Consider the following 18248-nt stretch of genomic DNA (forward strand, 5'->3'; position numbering starts at 1 on the left):
AGCTAATCTATAAAGTATAACTCCCGCCGGGGCGGGAGTTAGTGTTATTCACTATATGGGGCCAATTTCGCCCGTTTCAACCGTTAACCGAACCAGTGGTGGAACATCAGTTTGATGTAGTCCACGATGCGGCTGAAGAAACCGCCTTCTTTCACTTCGTTCATCACCACCAGCGGACGCTGGTCGATGGTTTTGCCGTCCAGCTGGAAGTTGATGCTGCCGACCACCTGGTTTTTCGCCAGCGGCGCGTGAATTTCCGGCGTGTTCAGCACATAGCTGGCCTTCAGATCTTTCATGCGGCCGCGCGGGATGGTCAGGTAGACATCTTTGTCCACGCCCAGCTCAACGCGGTCGGCATCGCCGAACCAGACCGGCTCGGAAGCGAACTCTTTACCGACCTTCAGCGGCGCCACGGTTTCGAAGAAGCGGAAGCCCCAGGTCAGCAGTTTCTTGCTCTCGGCTTCGCGGCCTTTGTAGGTGCGGCCGCCCATCACGGCGGAGATCAGGCGCATCTGGCCTTCGGTCGCCGAAGCCACCAGGTTGTAACCCGCCGCGTCGGTGTGGCCGGTTTTGATGCCGTCGACGTTCAGGCTGTTATCCCACAGCAGACCGTTGCGGTTCATCTGGCGGATATTGTTGAAGGTGAACTCTTTTTCTTTGTAAATCGCGTACTCGTCCGGCACGTCGCGGATCAGCGCCTGGCCGATCAGCGCCATGTCGCGCGCCGAGCTGTACTGGCCCTGGGCATCCAGGCCGTGTACCGTCTGGAAGTGGGTGTTCTGCAGACCCAGCTTGCTGACGTAGGTGTTCATCAGGTTAACGAACGCGTCCTGGCTGCCGGCGACGTAGTCGGCCATCGCCACGCAGGCGTCGTTACCGGATTGCAGGTTGATGCCGCGGGTCAGTTTGGAGACCGGCACGCGATCGCCTGGCTTCAGGAACATCAGCGAGGAGCCTTTGAACACCGGGTTGCCGGTCGCCCAGGCGTCCTGACCGACGGTCACCAGATCGTCCTGGCCGATTTTACCCGCTTTCAGCGCCTGGCCGATGACGTAGCTGGTCATCATTTTGGTCAGGCTGGCCGGATCGCGACGCGCGTCGGCGTTCATCTCGGCCAGCACCTTGCCGGAATTGTAATCAATCAGGATGTACGCTTCCGCATCGATCTGCGGGACACCTGGGATCATGGTTTTGATGTTAACGTCATCGGCATGTGCAACGGAGGCTGCGCTCATTGCGATAACGGTGCCGAGTGCGATGCTTTTGATTAAGCGAAAAGAAGTTACTTGTTTCATGATCGGGACTACAACATCCGTGAAAGTAAAGTTAAAAAACGAGCCACACTATAGCAGATGCGATCCCGGCAGGCATTATCCATTCATCTGACTAATTGCGGTTAAAGACCTTTTAGCTGCAAGAAAATGTTTCAGCTAAATAACCGCGTATCAGCCGCGAATGCCCGCCGGGCATAACGCTTAGGGTGCAGCAGTAACGAAAGACTGTTGTTGCGCTTCGCTGGCCAGGCGTTGCTGCAGCTGGGCCGCCTGCTGACGGCTGCTGAACGGGCCGAGCTGGACGCGATAAACGTTGCCGTTGGCCGCCACTTTGCCCGGCACGCCAAACTGTTGGCTCAGGCTTTGCTGCCAGCTCTGGGCGCGTTCGGCGCTGCTTAGCGCACCGACCTGCACCACGTAACCGCCGGAGGAAGAAGCGGCTGCCATGCCGGCCGCCGCAGCGCCGGCCGCAACCGGAGCGGCCACGGCGGCGGCTTCCGGTTCGGAACCTTCCAGCACGCCGGCCGGTACTGCGCTTGGCGCGCCGAGGAAACCGCTGCGGCCGTTGCCGGCGTTTGCCGGAGCGCCATCGTCGGTGCGCAGGGTGCTGTTATCGATCGGGCGCACCGCCGCGCCGCCGGCGACCGGCACATCCTGCTGGATCGGGGTGCCCATGCCGCTGGCGCCGAGATCCGGGCGTGCCGGCAGGGCGTAACTCTGTTTCGCCACGATGGTGCCGATGGTGCCCGGGCCGCTCAGCGTGCCGTCCGGCGCCACGTTGATGAAATCGACTTTGACCTTGGTGTTGTTGGACAGGTTGAGGCGGTCGGCGGCGGCTTTCGACAGATCGATGATGCGGCCCTTGGTGTATGGCCCGCGATCGTTGACGCGCACCACCAACTGACGGCCGTTGGCCAGGTTGGTGACGCGCACATAGCTTGGGATTGGCAGCGTTGGGTGCGCCGCGGTCAGGCCGTTGGGATCGAACTGCTCACCCAGCGCCGTGGTGTTGCCGTTGGCCTCTTCGCCATACCAGGACGCCAGGCCGGTCTGCGAGAAGTTCTGCGGATCTTTTACGATGCGGTAAGTATCGCCATTAACCTTATAATCCTGCATGTTGTTAGGGTTATAGGGTTCATATTGAGGCTCGACGCCACCGATTTCCACCACCGGGCCGTTGTACGGCTGCTGTGGCGCCTGCTGTTCCGTGGTCGGGGCGGTACAGGCGGAGAGCAACACCGCCGCGACGCCGATCCAAAGCCATTCCTTACGCATTACTCACCTCTTATAAACTTTTAGACAGCATTTTCCGATGCGTGTGGATCGACATGATGATGCCGAAACCGGCCATCAACACTATCAGCGCCGAACCCCCGTAACTGACCAGAGGCAAAGGTACGCCAACTACCGGCAAAATGCCACTGACCATACCGATGTTAACAAAGACATAAACGAACAAAATCAGCATCAAGCCGCCAACCATCACGCGGCCGAAGGTGGTTTGCGCCTTGGCGGCGATCATCAGCCCGCGAATGATCACCAGCAGGTAGAGCGCCAGCAGCACCAATACCCCGATCAGCCCCAGCTCTTCGGCCAACACGGCAAAGATAAAGTCGGTATGGCGTTCCGGCAGGAACTCCAGCTGCGACTGGGTGCCGTGCAGCCAGCCCTTGCCGGACAGGCCACCGGAGCCGATGGCGATCTTCGACTGAATGATGTGGTAGCCGGCGCCGAGCGGGTCGCTTTCCGGATCGAGCAGCATCATGACGCGGTCGCGTTGATAACCGTGCATCAGGAAGAACCACAGCACCGGGATAAAGGCCGCCAGCGCGACGGCGGCGACGGCGATCAGTTTCCAGCTCATGCCCGACAGGAACAGCACGAACAACCCGGAGGCGGCGATCAGGATCGAGGTGCCCAGATCCGGCTGTGCGGCCACCAGCAGCGTCGGCAGGAAGATCAGCACCAGCGCGATGGCGGTGTTTTTCAGCGAAGGCGGGCAGACGTCGCGGTTCATAAAGCGCGCCACCATCAGCGGCACGGCGATCTTGGCGATTTCCGACGGCTGGAAGCGCACCACGCCCAGATCCAGCCAGCGCTGCGCGCCTTTACTGATCTGCCCGAAGGCGTCTACCAGGATCAGCAAAATCACGCAGAAGATATACAGATAGGGCGCCCAGCTTTCGTACACGCGCGGCGGGATTTGCGCCATGACGGCCATCACGATCAGCCCCATGACGATCTGCCCGATCTTGCGCTCCATCATGCCGATGTCCTGGCCGCTGGCGCTCCACATCACGAAGGCGCTGTAGACCAGTAGGGCCAGGATCAGCAGCAGGAACGTCGGGTCGATGTGGATTTTGGTCCAGATCGAGCCTTTTTGTTGGCTTTCAGTCATGTTCTACCTTAGTCACCTTCTACGCCAGGCGGCAGCGGGGCCTCGCTTGGCAATTGCGTATTGTTGTCGCCCAGCATGATATGGTCGAGGATCTGGCGGGTGATGGTGCCCACCGCCGGACCGGAGCCGCCGTTTTCCAGAATGATGGCGACCGACACCGTCGGGTTGTTGAACGGCGCGAAGGCGGTCATCAGCTTGTGATCGCGCAGGTGCTCCGCCAGTTTGTGGGCGTTGTAGGTTTCGTAGCCGAATACCTGTGCGGTACCCGATTTCGCCGCGGCTTTATAAGGTGCGTCCGCAAAGTACTTGCGCGCCGTCCCGTTCGGACGGTTGGCCACCCCGTACATGCCGTCTTTGGCGATTTCCCAGAAGCCGGAGTGAATATCGCCGATCTGCGTGCTCTCTTCCTGTTTGAACGGCACCAGCGCGCCGTTGACGCGGGTGCTCTGCAGCAGGTGCGGCGTTTTGACGGTGCCGTCGTTGATCAGGGTGTTCAGCGCCTTGGCCATCTGGATCGGCGTGGCGGTCCAGTAGCCCTGGCCGATGCCCACCGGAATGGTGTCGCCCTGATACCACGGTTTTTTATAGCGTTTCAGCTTCCATTCGCGCGTCGGCATCAGGCCGGAACGCTCTTCGGCCAGATCGATGCCGGTGTACTGGCCATAACCGAATTTGGTCAGCCAGCTCGACAGCCGATCGATCCCCATGTCATAGGCGACCTGATAGAAGTAGGTATCCGCGGACTCTTCCAGCGCCTTGGTGACGTTCAGGCGGCCGTGGCCCCATTTTTTCCAGTCGCGGAAGCGTTTTTCCGAGCCGGGCAGCTGCCACCAGCCGGGATCGAACACCACGGTGTTCTTGGTGATCACGCCGGCGCTGAGTGCCGACACCGCGATATAAGGTTTCACCGTCGACGCGGGTGGGTAAACCCCCTGCGTGGCGCGGTTGATCAGCGGGCGATTCGGATCGTTCAGCAACCCCTGATAATCCTTGCTGGAAATGCCGTCCACGAACAGGTTCGGATCGTAGCTCGGGTTGGACACCATCGCCAGGATGGCGCCGGTGCGCGGATCGCTCACCACCACCGCGGCGCGGCTGCCCACCAGCAGCTGCTCGATGTAGCGCTGCAGCTCAAGATCGAGCGTCAGGTAGACGTCCTGACCGGCGGAAGGCGGCTGCTCGTGCAATTGGCGGATCACCCGGCCGCGGTTGTTGACTTCAACCTCTTCGTAACCGGTTTTGCCGTGCAGCGTGTCTTCGTAATAGCGTTCGATGCCCAGTTTGCCGATATCGTGGGTGGCGGCGTAGTTGGCCAGTTTGCCGTCTTTGTCCAGGCGTTCGACGTCGCGGTCGTTGATCTTCGACACGTAGCCGGTGACGTGGGTGAGGGCGGAGCCGTAAGGATAGTAGCGGCGCTGGTAACCTTTCACTTCCACGCCGGGGAAGCGGAACTGATTGACCGCAAAGCGGGCGACCTGCACCTCGGTCAGCGCGGTTTTCACCGGAATGGAGACGAAGCGGCGCGAACGCTTGCGCTCTTTTTCGAAATTGGTGATGTCGTCGTCGGTCAGGTCGACCACCGTGCGCAGCGCCTGCAGCGTGGCCTTGAGATCGTCGACCTTCTCCGGCATCAGCTCCAGCTGATAAATGGTGCGGTTGAGCGCCAGCGGGGTGCCGTTGCGATCGTAGATAATGCCGCGGCTGGGCGCGATGGGCACCAGCTTGATGCGGTTTTCGTTGGAGCGGGTGCGGTAATCCTCGACGCGGAGCACTTGCAGATTATACAGGTTGGCGATCAGGATGCCGGACAGCACCAGGATGCCCAGAAACGCCACCAGGGCGCGGCGTACAAACAGGGCGGATTCAGCCGTATAGTCGCGAAAAGGGTTACGTTCTATTTTCATCCCGCTGCTTTATTTCACTCTGTCACGGTCACCACCGGCTATTCCCGGTGGTAAGGATGATTTGTAGTAATACTCCAGGCGCGGTAGAGGCTTTCGGCCACCAGGACGCGCACCAAAGGATGCGGCAGCGTCAGCGGAGACAGTGACCAGCTCTGCTCGGCAGCGGCTTTGCAGGCGGGCGCCAGCCCTTCCGGGCCGCCGATCAGCAAGCTGACGTTGCGGCCATCCTGCTTCCAGCGTTCAAGCTGCTGCGCCAGCTGCGGCGTTTCCCACGGCGTGCCTGGGATGTCCAGCGTAACGATGCGGTTGCCTTTGCCCACCGCCGCCAGCATCTGTTCGCCTTCCTTGTCCAGAATGCGCTTGATGTCGGCGTTTTTGCCGCGTTTGCCCGCCGGGATCTCGGTCAGCTCAAACGGCATATCTTTTGGAAAGCGGTGCAGGTAATCCATAAAGCCGGTTTGCACCCAGTCTGGCATTTTGGTGCCGACCGCCACCAATTGCAGTTTCACCGCTTAGCTCCAGAGTTTTTCCAGCTCATACAGGCGACGGCTCTCTTCCTGCATCACGTGCACGATCACTTCGCCCAGATCGACCACGATCCAGTCGGAGGCTTCCTGGCCTTTCATGCCGTACAGCTCCATGCCCGCGGCACGGGATTCCTGCACCACGTGGCTGGCGATCGACATCACGTGGCGAGTCGAGGTGCCGGTGCAGATGATCATGCAATCGGTGATGCTGGATTTGCCCTGGACGTCCAGAGCGATAATGTCTTGGCCTTTCAGATCATCGATTTTATCGATGACGAAATCTTGGAGCGCTTTACCTTGCAAAGGTTCCCCCTCGGGTGTGTTCTGTTCAGTCGGCTGCGGCGGGCAAAATGCGCGCGCCGCGGCGTAACCGGATAATGGTTTCGGCAGGCTGCCGCTGAAAGCCAGCTAACTGGTGACTGCCCGGCCAGCTAAGGTTTCCGGGGTTTTCAGCGGATACCTGAAAAATAGCGGCGCAGTATATCACGCACCTTTCGCTAGCGATATAAACCCTGCAACTCGATATAGCGCTGCACCGGGCGTGGCAGCAGATCGTCGCAGTTGAGGCCCTGATGGCGGCGCTGACGGATCTCGGTGGCGGAAATTTCCAGCTCCGGCGTATCGGCCAAATAGATATGGCCGTGCGGGCGACGGCTGAGCAGCGCCGGGTCGGCGGTGCGATGGCGTTCCAGCCACTGCTGCAGTTCCGGCGTGTCCATGCGATCGTTATAGCCCGGGCGCGCCAGCACCAGCAGATGACACACGTCCAGCAGCGCCTGCCAGCGGTGCCACTTATGCAGCGTCAGCAGCGAGTCCTGACCAATGATAAACGCCAGCGGCTGGGCGGCGCCACGCTCTTTACGAATCGTTTCCAACGTCTCGATGGTGTAGGAGGGGGTGGTGCGGTGCAGTTCGCGATCGTCGACGGCAAACAGTGGATTGCCGGCGATCGCCAGCTCGACCATCTTCAGGCGCTGCTGCGCATTGGCCTCCGGCTGCGGGCGGTGCGGCGGCACGTGGTTAGGCAGCAGCGTGACGCGATTCAGGCCCACTTCGGCGGCCAACGCTTCCACCGGCCGCAGGTGGCCGTAGTGGATCGGGTCAAAGGTGCCGCCGAACAGCGCGTGCAAAACGGTGGGGTGTTCCGGGTTAGTGGGCATCGGTAAAACTCGTGGCCAAGGGTTTGCCGCACAGCAGCATCGACAGGGTTTCCAGTTCCGGCCAGACCGACTGGCCATAGTCCTGCTTGAGGGTCAGCTCGATTTGCGTCAGCAGCTGTACCGCCTGCTGCAGCTGGGGGCCGGACAGGCGTTGCAGCGCCTGGGTCACCAGCGGGCGGCGGTTCTGCCAGACCTTGTGCTGATCGAACAGCGTGCGCAGCGGCGCGGAAGCCATGCGGCGCTGCAGCGTCAGCAACAGCAGTAGTTCGCGCTGCAGGGTGCGCAGCAGGATCACCGGCTCCACGTCTTCTTGCTGCAGCTGCTGCAAAATATGCCAGGCGCGCTTGCTCTTGCCGGCCAGCAGGGCGTCCAGCCAGTGGAACGGCGTGAAGTGGGCGGCGTCGTTCACCGCCTGTTCGACGCGCGGCAGCGTGAGCTTGCCGTCCGGGTGCAGCAGCGACAGCCGCTCCAGCGCCTGCGACAGCGCCAGCAGGTTGCCTTCATAGCAGTAGCACAGCAGCTGATTGGCGGCGTCGTCCAACTCCAGCTTCATCGCCTTGGCGCGCGTGGCGACCCAGCGCGGCAGCTGCGCCTGTTCCGGCGTCTGGCAACTGACGAGGGCGCCGTGCGGGCTGAGCGCCTTGAACCAGGCGCTGTTTTCCTGCGCTTTGGTGAGGCGCGGGCCGCGCAGGATCAGCAGGATATCCTCGTGCAGCAGCGTGGCGAGCTTGGTCAGCTGTTCGCCGATCGGCGCCGTCGGGCCGTTTTCGGGGAAGATCAGCAGCAGCGTCTGGCGGCTGGCGAACAGGCTCATCGCCTGGCAGATGCCGAAGATGGCGTCCCAGTCGGTATGGGCGTCGAGGGAAATGCTGTAGTGCTCGCTGAACTGCTGCTGTTGCGCGGCCTGCCGGAGCAAATCCTGACTCTCCTGCAGCAGCAGCGGTTCATTGCCGCTCAATAAATAACAAGCGCGCAGCCCCTCTCGGAGCTGCGCGGCAAGTTGTTCCGGATAAATGCGGATCATTGTGCGGTTTGGCTTGCCGCTCGTTCACCGGCGGCAGCGGCTTTCTGCCGGTTATCTTCTTCCGCCGCATGCACGGCCAGCAGTTTGCGCACCAGCTGTTGCGCCGCCTGCTCACGCATTTCCTGGCGAATGATCTCCTGTTCGGAGTCCTTGGCCAGCGCGGTCAACGGGTTGTCGAAGAAGGAACGGAACACTTTCACCGACAGCGGATACAGGTCATGGCCCGGGATCAGCACCTGCGCCTGCACGGTCAGCACCATCTGGTACTCGGCGGTTTTACCGTCCTGGAAGATCGAAGCGGTATCCTGGCTTTCCGTCGCGCCGACGATGCGCAGGGAAGGCACGTCTTTACGCTTCGGATCGCTGACGATAGTCACGTCGTTCAGACGCAGCTGTTCGCGCACCGAGCGCGTCAACGGGCCGTAAGGGTCAGCGCTGTCCAGGATCAGCGTTTTCATTTCATTAGGCACCTGCGTGGTGCCGCGCAGGTGAAAACCGCAGCCGGCGGTGACCAGCACCGCCAACCCCAGCAACAGCGTCAGAATGCGTTGTCGCACAATTCCTCCTTGTGTTAACCCACAACCAGGTTAAGCAGTTTGCCCGGAACGTAGATCACTTTGCGAATCGTGACGCCGTCCAGATATTTAGCCACCAGATGCTCTTCGGCAGCGCGCGCGCGCACCTGCTCTTCGGTCGCATCGGCGGATACGGTGATTTTAGCGCGAACCTTGCCGTTCACCTGCACCACCACCAGTTTGGAGTCTTCGACCATCGCCTGCTCGTCGGCAACCGGCCATGGCGCAGTGTCTACGTCGCCTTCGCCGCCCAGCGCTTGCCACAGCGTGAAGCATACGTGCGGGGTGAACGGATACAGCATGCGAACCACGGCCAGCAGCGCTTCCTGCAGCAGCGCGCGATCCTGCTCGCTCTCCTGCGGTGCGCGGGCCAGCTTGTTCATCAGCTCCATCACGGCGGCGATCGCGGTGTTGAAGGTCTGACGGCGGCCGATGTCATCGGTCACCTTGGCGATGGTTTTGTGCAGATCGCGGCGCAGCGCTTTCTGATCTTCGTTCAGCGCCGCTACGTCGAGCGGCTGCACCGCGCCTTTTTCCACGTGATCGTAGGCCAGTTTCCACACGCGTTTCAGGAAGCGGTTAGCCCCTTCCACGCCGGATTCCTGCCACTCCAGCGTCATTTCTGCCGGTGAAGCGAACATCATGAACAGACGCACGGTGTCCGCGCCGTATTTTTCCACCATCTCCTGCGGGTCGATGCCGTTGTTTTTCGACTTCGACATTTTGCTCATGCCAGCATAGACCAGTTCACGGCCTTGCGGATCGGTGGCCTTGATGATGCGGCCCTTGTCGTCGCGCTCGACGGTGGCGTCAACCGGGGACACCCAGACGCGCTCGCCGCTGTTGCCGGTGTAGTAGAAGGCGTCGGCCAACACCATGCCCTGACACAGCAGGCGCTTGGCCGGCTCGTCGGAATCCACCAGGCCCGCATCGCGCATCAGCTTGTGGAAGAAGCGGAAGTACATCAGGTGCATGATGGCGTGTTCGATGCCGCCGATATATTGATCGACCGGCAGCCAGTAGTTGGCGGCGGCCGGATCCAGCATGCCTTGGTCATACTGCGGGCAGGTGTAGCGCGCGTAGTACCAGGAAGACTCCATAAAGGTGTCGAAAGTATCGGTTTCACGCAGCGCCGGCTGGCCGTCGACGGTGGTCTTCGCCCACTCAGGATCGGCCTTGATCGGGCTGGTGATGCCGTCCATGACCACGTCTTCCGGCAGGATCACCGGCAACTGGTCTTCCGGCGTCGGCATCACGGTGCCGTCTTCCAGCGTCACCATCGGGATTGGCGCGCCCCAGTAACGCTGACGGGAAACGCCCCAGTCGCGCAGACGGTAGTTGACCTTGCGCTGGCCTACGCCCTTGGCGACCAGTTTGTCGGCGATGGCGTTGAAGCCCGCTTCATTGTCCAGGCCGTCGAACTCGCCGGAGTTGAACAGCGCGCCTTTGTCGGTCATCGCTTCGGCGCTCACGTCAGGCTGGCTGCCGTCGAGGTTCAGGATCACCGGTTTGATCGGCAAATCGTATTTGGTGGCGAATTCCCAGTCGCGCTGGTCGTGCGCCGGTACCGCCATCACGGCGCCGGTGCCGTATTCCATCAGCACGAAGTTGGCGACCCACACCGGCAGCTTCTCGCCGCTCAGCGGGTGGACAACGAACAGGCCGGTCGGCATGCCTTTCTTCTCCATCGTCGCCATTTCGGCTTCGGCAACTTTGGTGTTGCGGCATTCGTCGATGAAGTCGGTCAGCGCCGGGTTGTTGCGCGCGCCCTGTTGCGCCAGCGGGTGGCCCGCGGCGACCGCCACGTAGGTGGCGCCCATGAAGGTGTCGGGACGGGTGGTGTAAACCGTCAGCTTCTCTTCGCTGTCCGCCACGTCGAAGGTGATTTCCACGCCTTCGGAGCGGCCAATCCAGTTACGCTGCATGGTTTTCACCTGCTCCGGCCAGCTTTCAAGCGTGTCCAGATCGTTCAGCAGCTGATCGGCGTAGGCGGTGATTTTGATGAACCACTGCGGGATCTCTTTACGCTCGACCTTGGTGTCGCAGCGCCAGCAGCAGCCGTCGATAACCTGTTCGTTGGCCAGCACGGTCAGATCGTGCGGGCACCAGTTCACCGCCGAGGTCTTCTTGTAGACCAGGCCTTTTTCATACAGCTTGGTGAAGAACCACTGTTCCCAGCGGTAGTATTCCGGCTGGCAGGTGGCGATTTCGCGATCCCAGTCGTAGCCGAAGCCCAGCAATTTCAGCTGGTTCTTCATGTATTCGATGTTGTCGTAGGTCCACGGGGCCGGTGCGGTGTTGTTTTTCACCGCCGCGCCTTCCGCCGGCAGGCCGAACGCATCCCAGCCGATCGGCTGCAGCACGTTTTTGCCCAGCATGCGCTGATAGCGCGAGATCACGTCGCCGATAGTGTAGTTACGAACGTGGCCCATGTGCAGTCGGCCGGACGGGTAAGGCAGCATGGATAGGCAGTAGTACTTTTCCTTGCTGTCGTCTTCGGTAACTTTGAAAGTCTGCTTCTCTTGCCAGTGAAGCTGTACGTTCGATTCTATGTCTTCTGGACGGTATTGCTCTTGCATGGCGGCCGGTGGTCCTGTAGGTGTAAACCGTTGCCCCGGTCAGAGGCAACGCAATGAACATTTAGTATTCGTAGATCCGCATAGCATAGCTGATAAGACCTCCCGGCAACAACTCCAAGCGCCTGACTCGGCGCATTTAAAAAAAGCGTCGTCATGACGCGGCTCACAACCTGCGGATCCCGCGTCTTGCCAAGTGACATCAGTCATTTACGGCTAAAATAAGAACAAGTAGCTTAGGGGTATCCCTACAGCCAAGTCCGGCGCAGCGTTTATCGAGGAGAGTCTATGAACAAGGTTGCTCAGTATTACCGCGAATTGGTGGCATCGCTGACCGAACGCCTGAAAAACGGTGAACGCGATATCGACGAACTGGTGGCCAGCGCGGAGCGGCGGTTGAACGAGGCCGAGGATCTGACCCGCGATGAGGTGCGGCAGGTGACGCAGGCGGTGCGGCGCGATCTGGAAGAGTTCGCCCGCAGCTATCAGGAGAGCCGGGACGAGTTTACCGACAGCGTGTTTATGCGGGTGATCAAAGAGAGCCTGTGGCAGGAACTGGCGGATATCACCGACAAAACCCAGCTGGAGTGGCGCGAGGTGTTCAAGGATGTCAGCCACCACGGCGTTTACCACAGCGGTGAAGTGGTGGGGCTGGGCAATCTGGTGTGCGAGCAGTGTCACTACCACCTGGCGTTCTACACGCCGGAGGTGCTGCCGCTGTGCCCGAAATGCGGCCACGACCAGTTCCAGCGGCGGCCGTTTGAACCTTGATGGCGTTCCCCGGCAGGGCGGGGAACGCTAAGGCCGGCGTTTAGCGGAACAGTTTCTTCAGCAGGTTGCTGAGGAAACCGCCGCTGACGGTAGCCGGGGCGGCTTGCGCCTGCGCCGGTGCGCTGGCCGGTACGGCGACGCCGGCCGGGATTTTCTGCGCGACCGCGATGCGGCTGTCCTGGGCGGCTTTCTCCGCCGCTTCCGGGCCGTAGGCGAAGCCTTCCGCCAGCACGAATTCAACGTCGGTGATGCCGATAAAGCCCAGGAACAGCTTCACGTACGGCGTGATCAGATCCGTCGGCGTGTCGGCGTGGATGCCGCCGCGGCTGGAGATGACGATCGCTTTCTTGCCTGTCACCAGCCCTTCGGCGCCGGCGGAAGTATAGCGGAACGTCTGACCGGCGCGGGCAATCAGATCGAAGTAGATCTTCAGCTGCGTCGGGATGTTGAAGTTGTACATCGGGGCGCTGATGATCAGCGTGTCGTGCGACTTCAGCTCGGCAATCAGCTCATCGGACAGCGCCAGGGTGCTTTGCTGGTGCGGCGTCAGCGGTTTATCGCCGGCGGTAAAACCGGCCATCACTTCACCATCCAGCTCCGGCAGCGTCGGGTTGGCCAAATCGCGCACGGTGAACCTGTCTTCAGGGTGAGTTTCACGCCATTGTTCAACAAAAAAATCGACTAATTTTCCAGACTGGGAATATTCACCCAGAATACTTGATTTCAGGACCAGTACGCGGCTCATTGGCTTATCTCCAGGCGAAGTCTAATCGGTGACGATGTCAGTCGGTGTAAACGCATGTTAGAGGCAAGCCAGGAACAGTGATAGCGCAAAAATTCGCTGAGTTAAATCAAAAAAATTGAACTAGGGGCGCGAATGCGCCCCGATGGGATCAATAACGCGCTACGCGCTCGGCCAGCAGATCGATAAAGCCTTCGCGGTTGATGCCGGTCAGCACTTCCACGTTGGCCGCTTTGCCGGTTTGCTGGAAATAGTCCACCACCGTCATGCCGACGGTGTATTCCCCTTTGGTTTCCACCCCCACCCAGCGCTCTACGCCGGTAAACAGCTGCGGCGCCAGCAGCCAGGCGATGGTGCAGGGATCGTGCATCGCCGCGCCGGGCAGGCCGCGCGGATGGCTGAGGTACAGCGGCAGGTAAAAATCGAGCATCTCCGCGACCGCCTGCGCGACCGGATTGGCTATCTGACGAATGCGTTCGATATCCTGCGGCAACACCAGCGCCTGATGGGTGACGTTCAGCCCGGCCATGGTCAGCGGCACGCCGGATTTCAGCACCATTTCGGCGGCTTCGGGATCGACGAAGATGTTGAACTCCGCGACCGGCGTGGTATTGCCGGCGTTCATGCCGCCGCCCATAAATACGATGCGTTCGATGCGGCTTTTCAGCTCGGCATGCTGGGCCAACAGCAGGGCGATGTTGGTCATCGGGCCGGTCACCACCAGGGTTATCGGCTGCGGGCTGGCGCGCAGCAGGCCGGCGATCAGCTCGATGGCGCCGCGGGGATCGGGTTTGAGGGTCGGCGCCGGCAGGTGGGTGTTACCCATGCCGGTTTTGCCGTGGACATAGTCGGCGATCACCAGCTCGCGCATCAGCGGGCCGCCGGCGCCGGCGGCGACCGGTATGTCCTCGCGCCCCATCAGAGTCAACAGGCCCAGCGCGTTACGCAGGGTTTTCTCCGGCGTCTGGTTGCCGGCGGAGGTGGTGATGGCTTTGACGTCCAGCTCCGGCGAACGCAGCGCCATGGCCAGCGCGATGGCGTCGTCGAGGCCGGGATCGCAATCGATGATAATAGGGCGGGGCATGTTCTTTCTCCTCTGTTTGTTATCCAGCGAGCATCGGATCAAAACCGGGGAGAAACAAGCGCTTTTAGTGCCGGGCGTTAGCGCGACAGGATAAGGCGTTCAGACACCGCAGAGTTCATGAGCGCTGCGTTTCCATTCTTCCACCTCGGTTGGGTGCAAGAAGGAGTAATAGACGGTAGTGCCGTCGGGCAAGATATTTTGCAGTGCCTGCATGCAGTTGGCCTCGCAGGGGCGCAGCTCGATATACACGTTGGTGATCGGCACCTGCTCCTTATCGGCGTCAAAGCGTTCGATGCGCCTTATCGCCGCAATCAGCGCGGCCATTTCGGCATGAAGCTTGACCCAGTTATGGGTGTAGATATCCGGCGGCATCTCCATTTTCATCTGGCTATTGCCAAAGGCATAGCGAGTGCTGCCGCGTAGCTGGTATTCGATGGTGGCGCAACAGGACTCAGGCCCGTAACCCGGTTTTTCAATCAGTTTCTTCTTGTCTTCCAACGTGCGTCGAACAATCGGATAACCGGATTTGATGTTGTACTCCGCTTGTACCAGTTGAATCATGCCAGCCTCTCTGATGGGTGAGTTAATCATCAAAGGTAGGACAGCCTGCAGGATCGCGCGTTGTTTACGGTCATCGCGACGGGGGGTTTAAGATAAATCCTAACTTTGTTGAGGCGGCAATGAGGGGCATTCAGGCGCATGGGCGCCGAAAAACTAGCGCCCCTTGGGGCGCTTGGGTTTAGGGGACTGCGCGATCAGTGCAGGATCTTGGCCAGGAAGTCCTTGGCGCGATCGGATTCAGGGTTGTTGAAGAAATCGTCTTTGTTGCGGTCTTCGACGATTTTGCCTTCGTCCATAAAGATCACGCGATTCGCCACCTTGCGGGCGAAGCCCATTTCGTGGGTCACCACCATCATGGTCATGCCTTCGTTCGCCAGTTCGACCATCACGTCCAGCACTTCGTTGATCATTTCCGGATCGAGCGCCGAGGTCGGCTCATCGAACAGCATGGCGATCGGATCCATGCACAGCGCGCGGGCGATGGCGACGCGCTGCTGCTGGCCGCCGGACAGCTGACCGGGGAACTTGTTGGCATGGGCGGTGAGGCCGACGCGTTCCAGCAGCTTCAGGCCCTTCGCGCGCGAGGCGGTCTTATCGCGCTTGAGCACTTTTACCTGCGCCAGCGTCAGGTTGTCGATGATGGACAGGTGCGGGAACAGTTCAAAGTGTTGGAACACCATGCCGACCTTGGCGCGCAGCTGCGCCAGGTTGGTTTTCTTGTCGTTAACCGGCGTGCCGTTCACCAGGATGCTTCCCTGCTGGATCGGCTCCAGGCCGTTGACGGTTTTGATCAGGGTGGACTTGCCGGAACCTGAAGGACCGCAGACGACGACCACTTCGCCTTTTTTCACTTCGGTGGTGCAATCGGTCAACACTTGAAAGTGACCGTACCACTTGGAAACATTTTTCAGGGATATCATCAAACAGTCCTTTTCTTCAAATAGCTTACCAGCGCCGAGGCGGCGAGGCTGATAACAAAATAGACAAAGCCGGCGAACAGGATCATTTCAACCTGGGTGCCGTCGCGTTCGCCGATGGTCGACGCGGTGCGGAAGAAGTCGGCCAGGCTCAGTACGTAAACCAGCGAGGTATCCTGGAACAGCACGATGCCCTGGGTCAGCAGCAGCGGCACCATGGCGCGGAACGCCTGCGGCAGGATCACCAGCCGCATGGATTGCCAGTGGGTCATGCCCAGCGCCAGCGCGGCGGAAGATTGGCCGCGCGAGATGCTGATAATGCCGGCGCGGATGATTTCCGAATAATAAGCCGCTTCAAACAGGGAAAAGGCTACCATAGCCGAGATCAGGCGAATATCGGTTTTCGGCGACAGCCCTAGAACCTGTTGTAATAAGCTTGGAACCACCAGATAGAACCACAGCAGCACCATCACCAGCGGCACCGAACGGAACAGGTTGACGTACAGGGTGGCGAACCAGCTGATCGGTTTGAACGGCGACAGGCGCATCACCGCCAGCACGGTGCCCCACAGGATGCCGACCACGACGGCGGTCACGGTGATCTTCAGCGTGATCACCATGCCCTGCAGCAGATAAGGGAAGCTTGGGACGATCGACGCCCAGTCAAATTCGTACATTATTTACTCCCCAGGTTGCCAGGCAACTGCACTTTCTTTTCGACCAGACGCATAAACAGCATGATAACGGCGTTGATGCCGATATAAGCCAGCGTGATGGCGGTAAAGGATTCATAGGCGTGTGCGGAGTAATCCAACAGCTTGCCGGCCTGCGCGGCCATGTCCACCAGCCCGATGGTGGAGGCGATGGCGGAGTTTTTGACTAGGTTGAGCATCTCCGAGGTCATCGGCGGCACGATCACCCGGTAGGCGTTCGGCAACAGCACGTAGCGGTAGGTTTGCGGCAGCGTCAGGCCCATCGCCAGCCCGGCGGCTTTCTGGCCGCGCGGCAGGGATTGAATGGCGGCGCGCACCTGCTCGCAAACGCGGGCGGCGGTAAACAGCCCCAGACAAAGCATGGAAGAGACGAAGAACTGCACGTTGGGATCCAGCTCGGTCTTGAACCAGGTGCCGATATTGACCGGCAGCAGCTCGGGGATCACCAGATACCAGGTAAAGAATTGCACGATCAGCGGCACGTTGCGGAACAGTTCGACGTAACAGGTGCCGAGAGTGGAAAGAAAGCGGTTGGGCACGGTACGCAAGATACCGAACAGCGAACCGACGAAGAAAGCGATAATCCATGCACAGACGGAGAGGGCCACCGTGACCTGAAAGCCGGACCAGATCCAGCCGAGGTAAGTGGTGTTCCCAAACGGGGCCTGCTGCAGGAAGATACCCCAGTTCCAATCTATTGACATAACAAACTCCGATAAACGGGCGCAGGGCGCCGAAGATTGATGACTTGATGAGCGCCGATCGCCGCGCGGCCAGTCTGGCTGGCTTGTTGTGTACGGATGTCGGTGGCGCGCCTTGGGGAAAATGAGGGAGGGGAACGGCCCCCCTCATTCCTGTCTGTCCCAGTCATCAACTGGGCCGGTTTGGCCTGGCGGCCGCCCCGGCTTTTGTTCTATTTAGTTCAACGCTTTGTCGTTAGGCTCTTTGAACAGTTGCTTCATGTCGTCCGACAGTTCGAAGTTCATGTTGAGCTGTTTTGGTGGGATAGGCTGTTTGAACCATTTGTCAAACCACTTGGCCGCTTCACCGGAAGTTTGCGCCTGGGCGATGGTGTCATCGACCAGTTTTTTGAACTCAGGGTCGTCTTTACGCAGCATGCAGCCGTAGGCCTCTTTCGACTGCGGCGTGCCGATGATTTCCCACTGATCCGGTTTCTTGGCCTTGGCGCGCTCGCCCGCCAGCAGGGCGTCATCCATCATGAAGGCCACGGCGCGGCCGCTTTCCAGAGTGCGGAAGGAATCGCCGTGATCTTTGGCGCTGATGATCCGCATGTTCATCTTGCCGCTGTCGTTCAGCTTGTTCAGCAGCACTTCGGAGGTGGTGCCGGAGGTGACCACCACCGGTTTGCCTGCCAGGTCTTTAAAGTCTTTGATGTCGGAGCCTTTTTTCACCAGCAAGCGGGTGCCGACCACGAAAATGGTGTCGGAGAAGGCGGCCTGTTTCTGGCGCTCGAGGTTATTGGTGGTGGAGCCGCACTCGAAATCATAGGTGCCGTTTTGCAGCAGCGGGATGCGGTTCTGCGAGGTAATCGGCAGCATTTTCACCTGCAGATTCGGTGCATTCAGCTTTTTCTTAACGGCTTCAACGATTTGGTTGGAGTAGTCCTGAGAGTAGCCCACAACTTTTTGTTGGTTGTCGTAGTAGGAGAACGGCACTGACGATTCGCGGTGGCCGACAACGATCACGCCATTGTCTTTGATTTTCTTCAGCGTACCGGTCAGGTCTTCCGCATGCGCCACGCTACCTGCCATACCGAGCAGCAGTAACGATAACGCCAATTTACGCATTTGCATGGTCCAACTCCTTTGCTGTTGTGGTGGCTCTGACTAAAGAGCGTCAGGTTAAACCGACTATTTATTGCTCAAGTTATAAAGATAGTCTTAGAACGGATAGCCGTTAAAAAATAACCGATTGTGAATATCTTGAAACTAAAATGTTTCATTTTTTGAGACGCCGCGCGCACCAAATCAATGCAACAAAACGCTGACGCACTCGTGCGGT

Annotated in this window: 18 protein-coding genes; 1 reads left to right on the plus strand and 17 read right to left on the minus strand. The window is 59.8% G+C overall.

Annotated features, from left to right (window positions below; genetic code table 11):
- Positions 1-83: 83 nt before the first annotated feature.
- From dacA to leuS, 10 genes are all read right to left on the minus strand, one after another.
- A complete protein-coding gene (dacA, locus tag ACJ8PI_RS01485; RefSeq protein WP_033637426.1) occupies positions 84-1295 on the minus strand; it encodes a D-alanyl-D-alanine carboxypeptidase DacA in 1212 nt (403 codons plus the stop codon).
- A 180-nt stretch (positions 1296-1475) separates the two neighbouring features.
- Positions 1476-2549, minus strand: a complete 1074-nt coding sequence (gene rlpA, locus ACJ8PI_RS01490; RefSeq protein WP_041033851.1) for an endolytic peptidoglycan transglycosylase RlpA — start codon at positions 2547-2549, stop codon at positions 1476-1478.
- Between the two features lie 10 nt (positions 2550-2559).
- Positions 2560-3672 carry a peptidoglycan glycosyltransferase MrdB gene (gene mrdB, locus ACJ8PI_RS01495; protein WP_004940006.1) on the minus strand — a complete coding sequence of 371 codons (1113 nt, stop codon included), beginning with the start codon at positions 3670-3672 and terminating at the stop codon, positions 2560-2562.
- 8 nt (positions 3673-3680) lie between these two features.
- On the minus strand, positions 3681-5576 hold the full coding sequence (mrdA, locus tag ACJ8PI_RS01500) for a peptidoglycan DD-transpeptidase MrdA (protein ID WP_033637428.1): 1896 nt from the start codon (positions 5574-5576) through the stop codon (positions 3681-3683).
- Positions 5577-5614: 38 nt separating this feature from the next.
- Positions 5615-6085, minus strand: a complete 471-nt coding sequence (rlmH, locus tag ACJ8PI_RS01505) for a 23S rRNA (pseudouridine(1915)-N(3))-methyltransferase RlmH (protein WP_004940002.1) — start codon at positions 6083-6085, stop codon at positions 5615-5617.
- A gap of 3 nt (positions 6086-6088) precedes the next feature.
- The gene (rsfS, locus tag ACJ8PI_RS01510; protein ID WP_016928774.1) at positions 6089-6406 is read right to left on the minus strand and encodes a ribosome silencing factor; all 318 of its coding nucleotides are present in this window, start codon (positions 6404-6406) and stop codon (positions 6089-6091) included.
- Positions 6407-6600: 194 nt separating this feature from the next.
- A complete protein-coding gene (nadD, locus tag ACJ8PI_RS01515) occupies positions 6601-7263 on the minus strand; it encodes a nicotinate-nucleotide adenylyltransferase (RefSeq protein ID WP_015376938.1) in 663 nt (220 codons plus the stop codon).
- A complete protein-coding gene (gene holA / locus ACJ8PI_RS01520) occupies positions 7253-8287 on the minus strand; it encodes a DNA polymerase III subunit delta (protein ID WP_033647201.1) in 1035 nt (344 codons plus the stop codon). Before holA ends, nadD begins: the two co-directional genes overlap by 11 nt.
- Entirely contained in the window at positions 8284-8844 is a 561-nt protein-coding gene (gene lptE / locus ACJ8PI_RS01525) for an LPS assembly lipoprotein LptE (RefSeq protein ID WP_033637431.1), read from the minus strand. The genes holA and lptE overlap by 4 nt, the downstream gene beginning before the upstream one ends.
- 14 nt (positions 8845-8858) lie before the next feature.
- On the minus strand, positions 8859-11441 hold the full coding sequence (gene leuS / locus ACJ8PI_RS01530) for a leucine--tRNA ligase (protein ID WP_033637432.1): 2583 nt from the start codon (positions 11439-11441) through the stop codon (positions 8859-8861).
- 285 nt (positions 11442-11726) lie between these two features.
- Between leuS and ACJ8PI_RS01535 the strand changes: the two genes are divergently transcribed.
- Positions 11727-12209: a zinc ribbon-containing protein gene (locus ACJ8PI_RS01535; RefSeq protein ID WP_025301844.1), complete on the plus strand. Its 483-nt coding sequence runs from the start codon at positions 11727-11729 to the stop codon at positions 12207-12209.
- 40 nt (positions 12210-12249) lie between these two features.
- On the opposite strand, the gene ACJ8PI_RS01540 is transcribed toward ACJ8PI_RS01535, so the two are convergent.
- The 7 genes from ACJ8PI_RS01540 to ACJ8PI_RS01570 all read right to left on the minus strand — a co-directional run bounded on the left by ACJ8PI_RS01540 (position 12250) and on the right by ACJ8PI_RS01570 (position 18040).
- Positions 12250-12954: an FMN-dependent NADH-azoreductase gene (locus ACJ8PI_RS01540; RefSeq protein ID WP_033647198.1), complete on the minus strand. Its 705-nt coding sequence runs from the start codon at positions 12952-12954 to the stop codon at positions 12250-12252.
- 148 nt (positions 12955-13102) lie between these two features.
- Positions 13103-14035 carry a pyrimidine-specific ribonucleoside hydrolase RihA gene (gene rihA, locus ACJ8PI_RS01545; protein ID WP_164134427.1) on the minus strand — a complete coding sequence of 311 codons (933 nt, stop codon included), beginning with the start codon at positions 14033-14035 and terminating at the stop codon, positions 13103-13105.
- A 99-nt stretch (positions 14036-14134) separates the two neighbouring features.
- Positions 14135-14596, minus strand: coding sequence for a hypothetical protein (locus ACJ8PI_RS01550; RefSeq protein ID WP_164134426.1), 462 nt, complete (start codon positions 14594-14596; stop codon positions 14135-14137).
- Positions 14597-14790: 194 nt separating this feature from the next.
- Entirely contained in the window at positions 14791-15516 is a 726-nt protein-coding gene (locus ACJ8PI_RS01555; RefSeq protein ID WP_049235227.1) for an amino acid ABC transporter ATP-binding protein, read from the minus strand.
- Entirely contained in the window at positions 15516-16190 is a 675-nt protein-coding gene (gene gltK / locus ACJ8PI_RS01560; protein ID WP_033637438.1) for a glutamate/aspartate ABC transporter permease GltK, read from the minus strand. Before gltK ends, ACJ8PI_RS01555 begins: the two co-directional genes overlap by 1 nt.
- On the minus strand, positions 16190-16930 hold the full coding sequence (locus ACJ8PI_RS01565; protein WP_033647195.1) for an amino acid ABC transporter permease: 741 nt from the start codon (positions 16928-16930) through the stop codon (positions 16190-16192). Before ACJ8PI_RS01565 ends, gltK begins: the two co-directional genes overlap by 1 nt.
- A gap of 213 nt (positions 16931-17143) precedes the next feature.
- The gene (locus ACJ8PI_RS01570; protein WP_033637439.1) at positions 17144-18040 is read right to left on the minus strand and encodes an amino acid ABC transporter substrate-binding protein; all 897 of its coding nucleotides are present in this window, start codon (positions 18038-18040) and stop codon (positions 17144-17146) included.
- Positions 18041-18248 lie beyond the last annotated feature (208 nt).

Source organism: Serratia sp. CY82433, assembly GCF_052166535.1.
Taxonomy (GTDB): Bacteria; Pseudomonadota; Gammaproteobacteria; order Enterobacterales; family Enterobacteriaceae; genus Serratia; species Serratia sarumanii.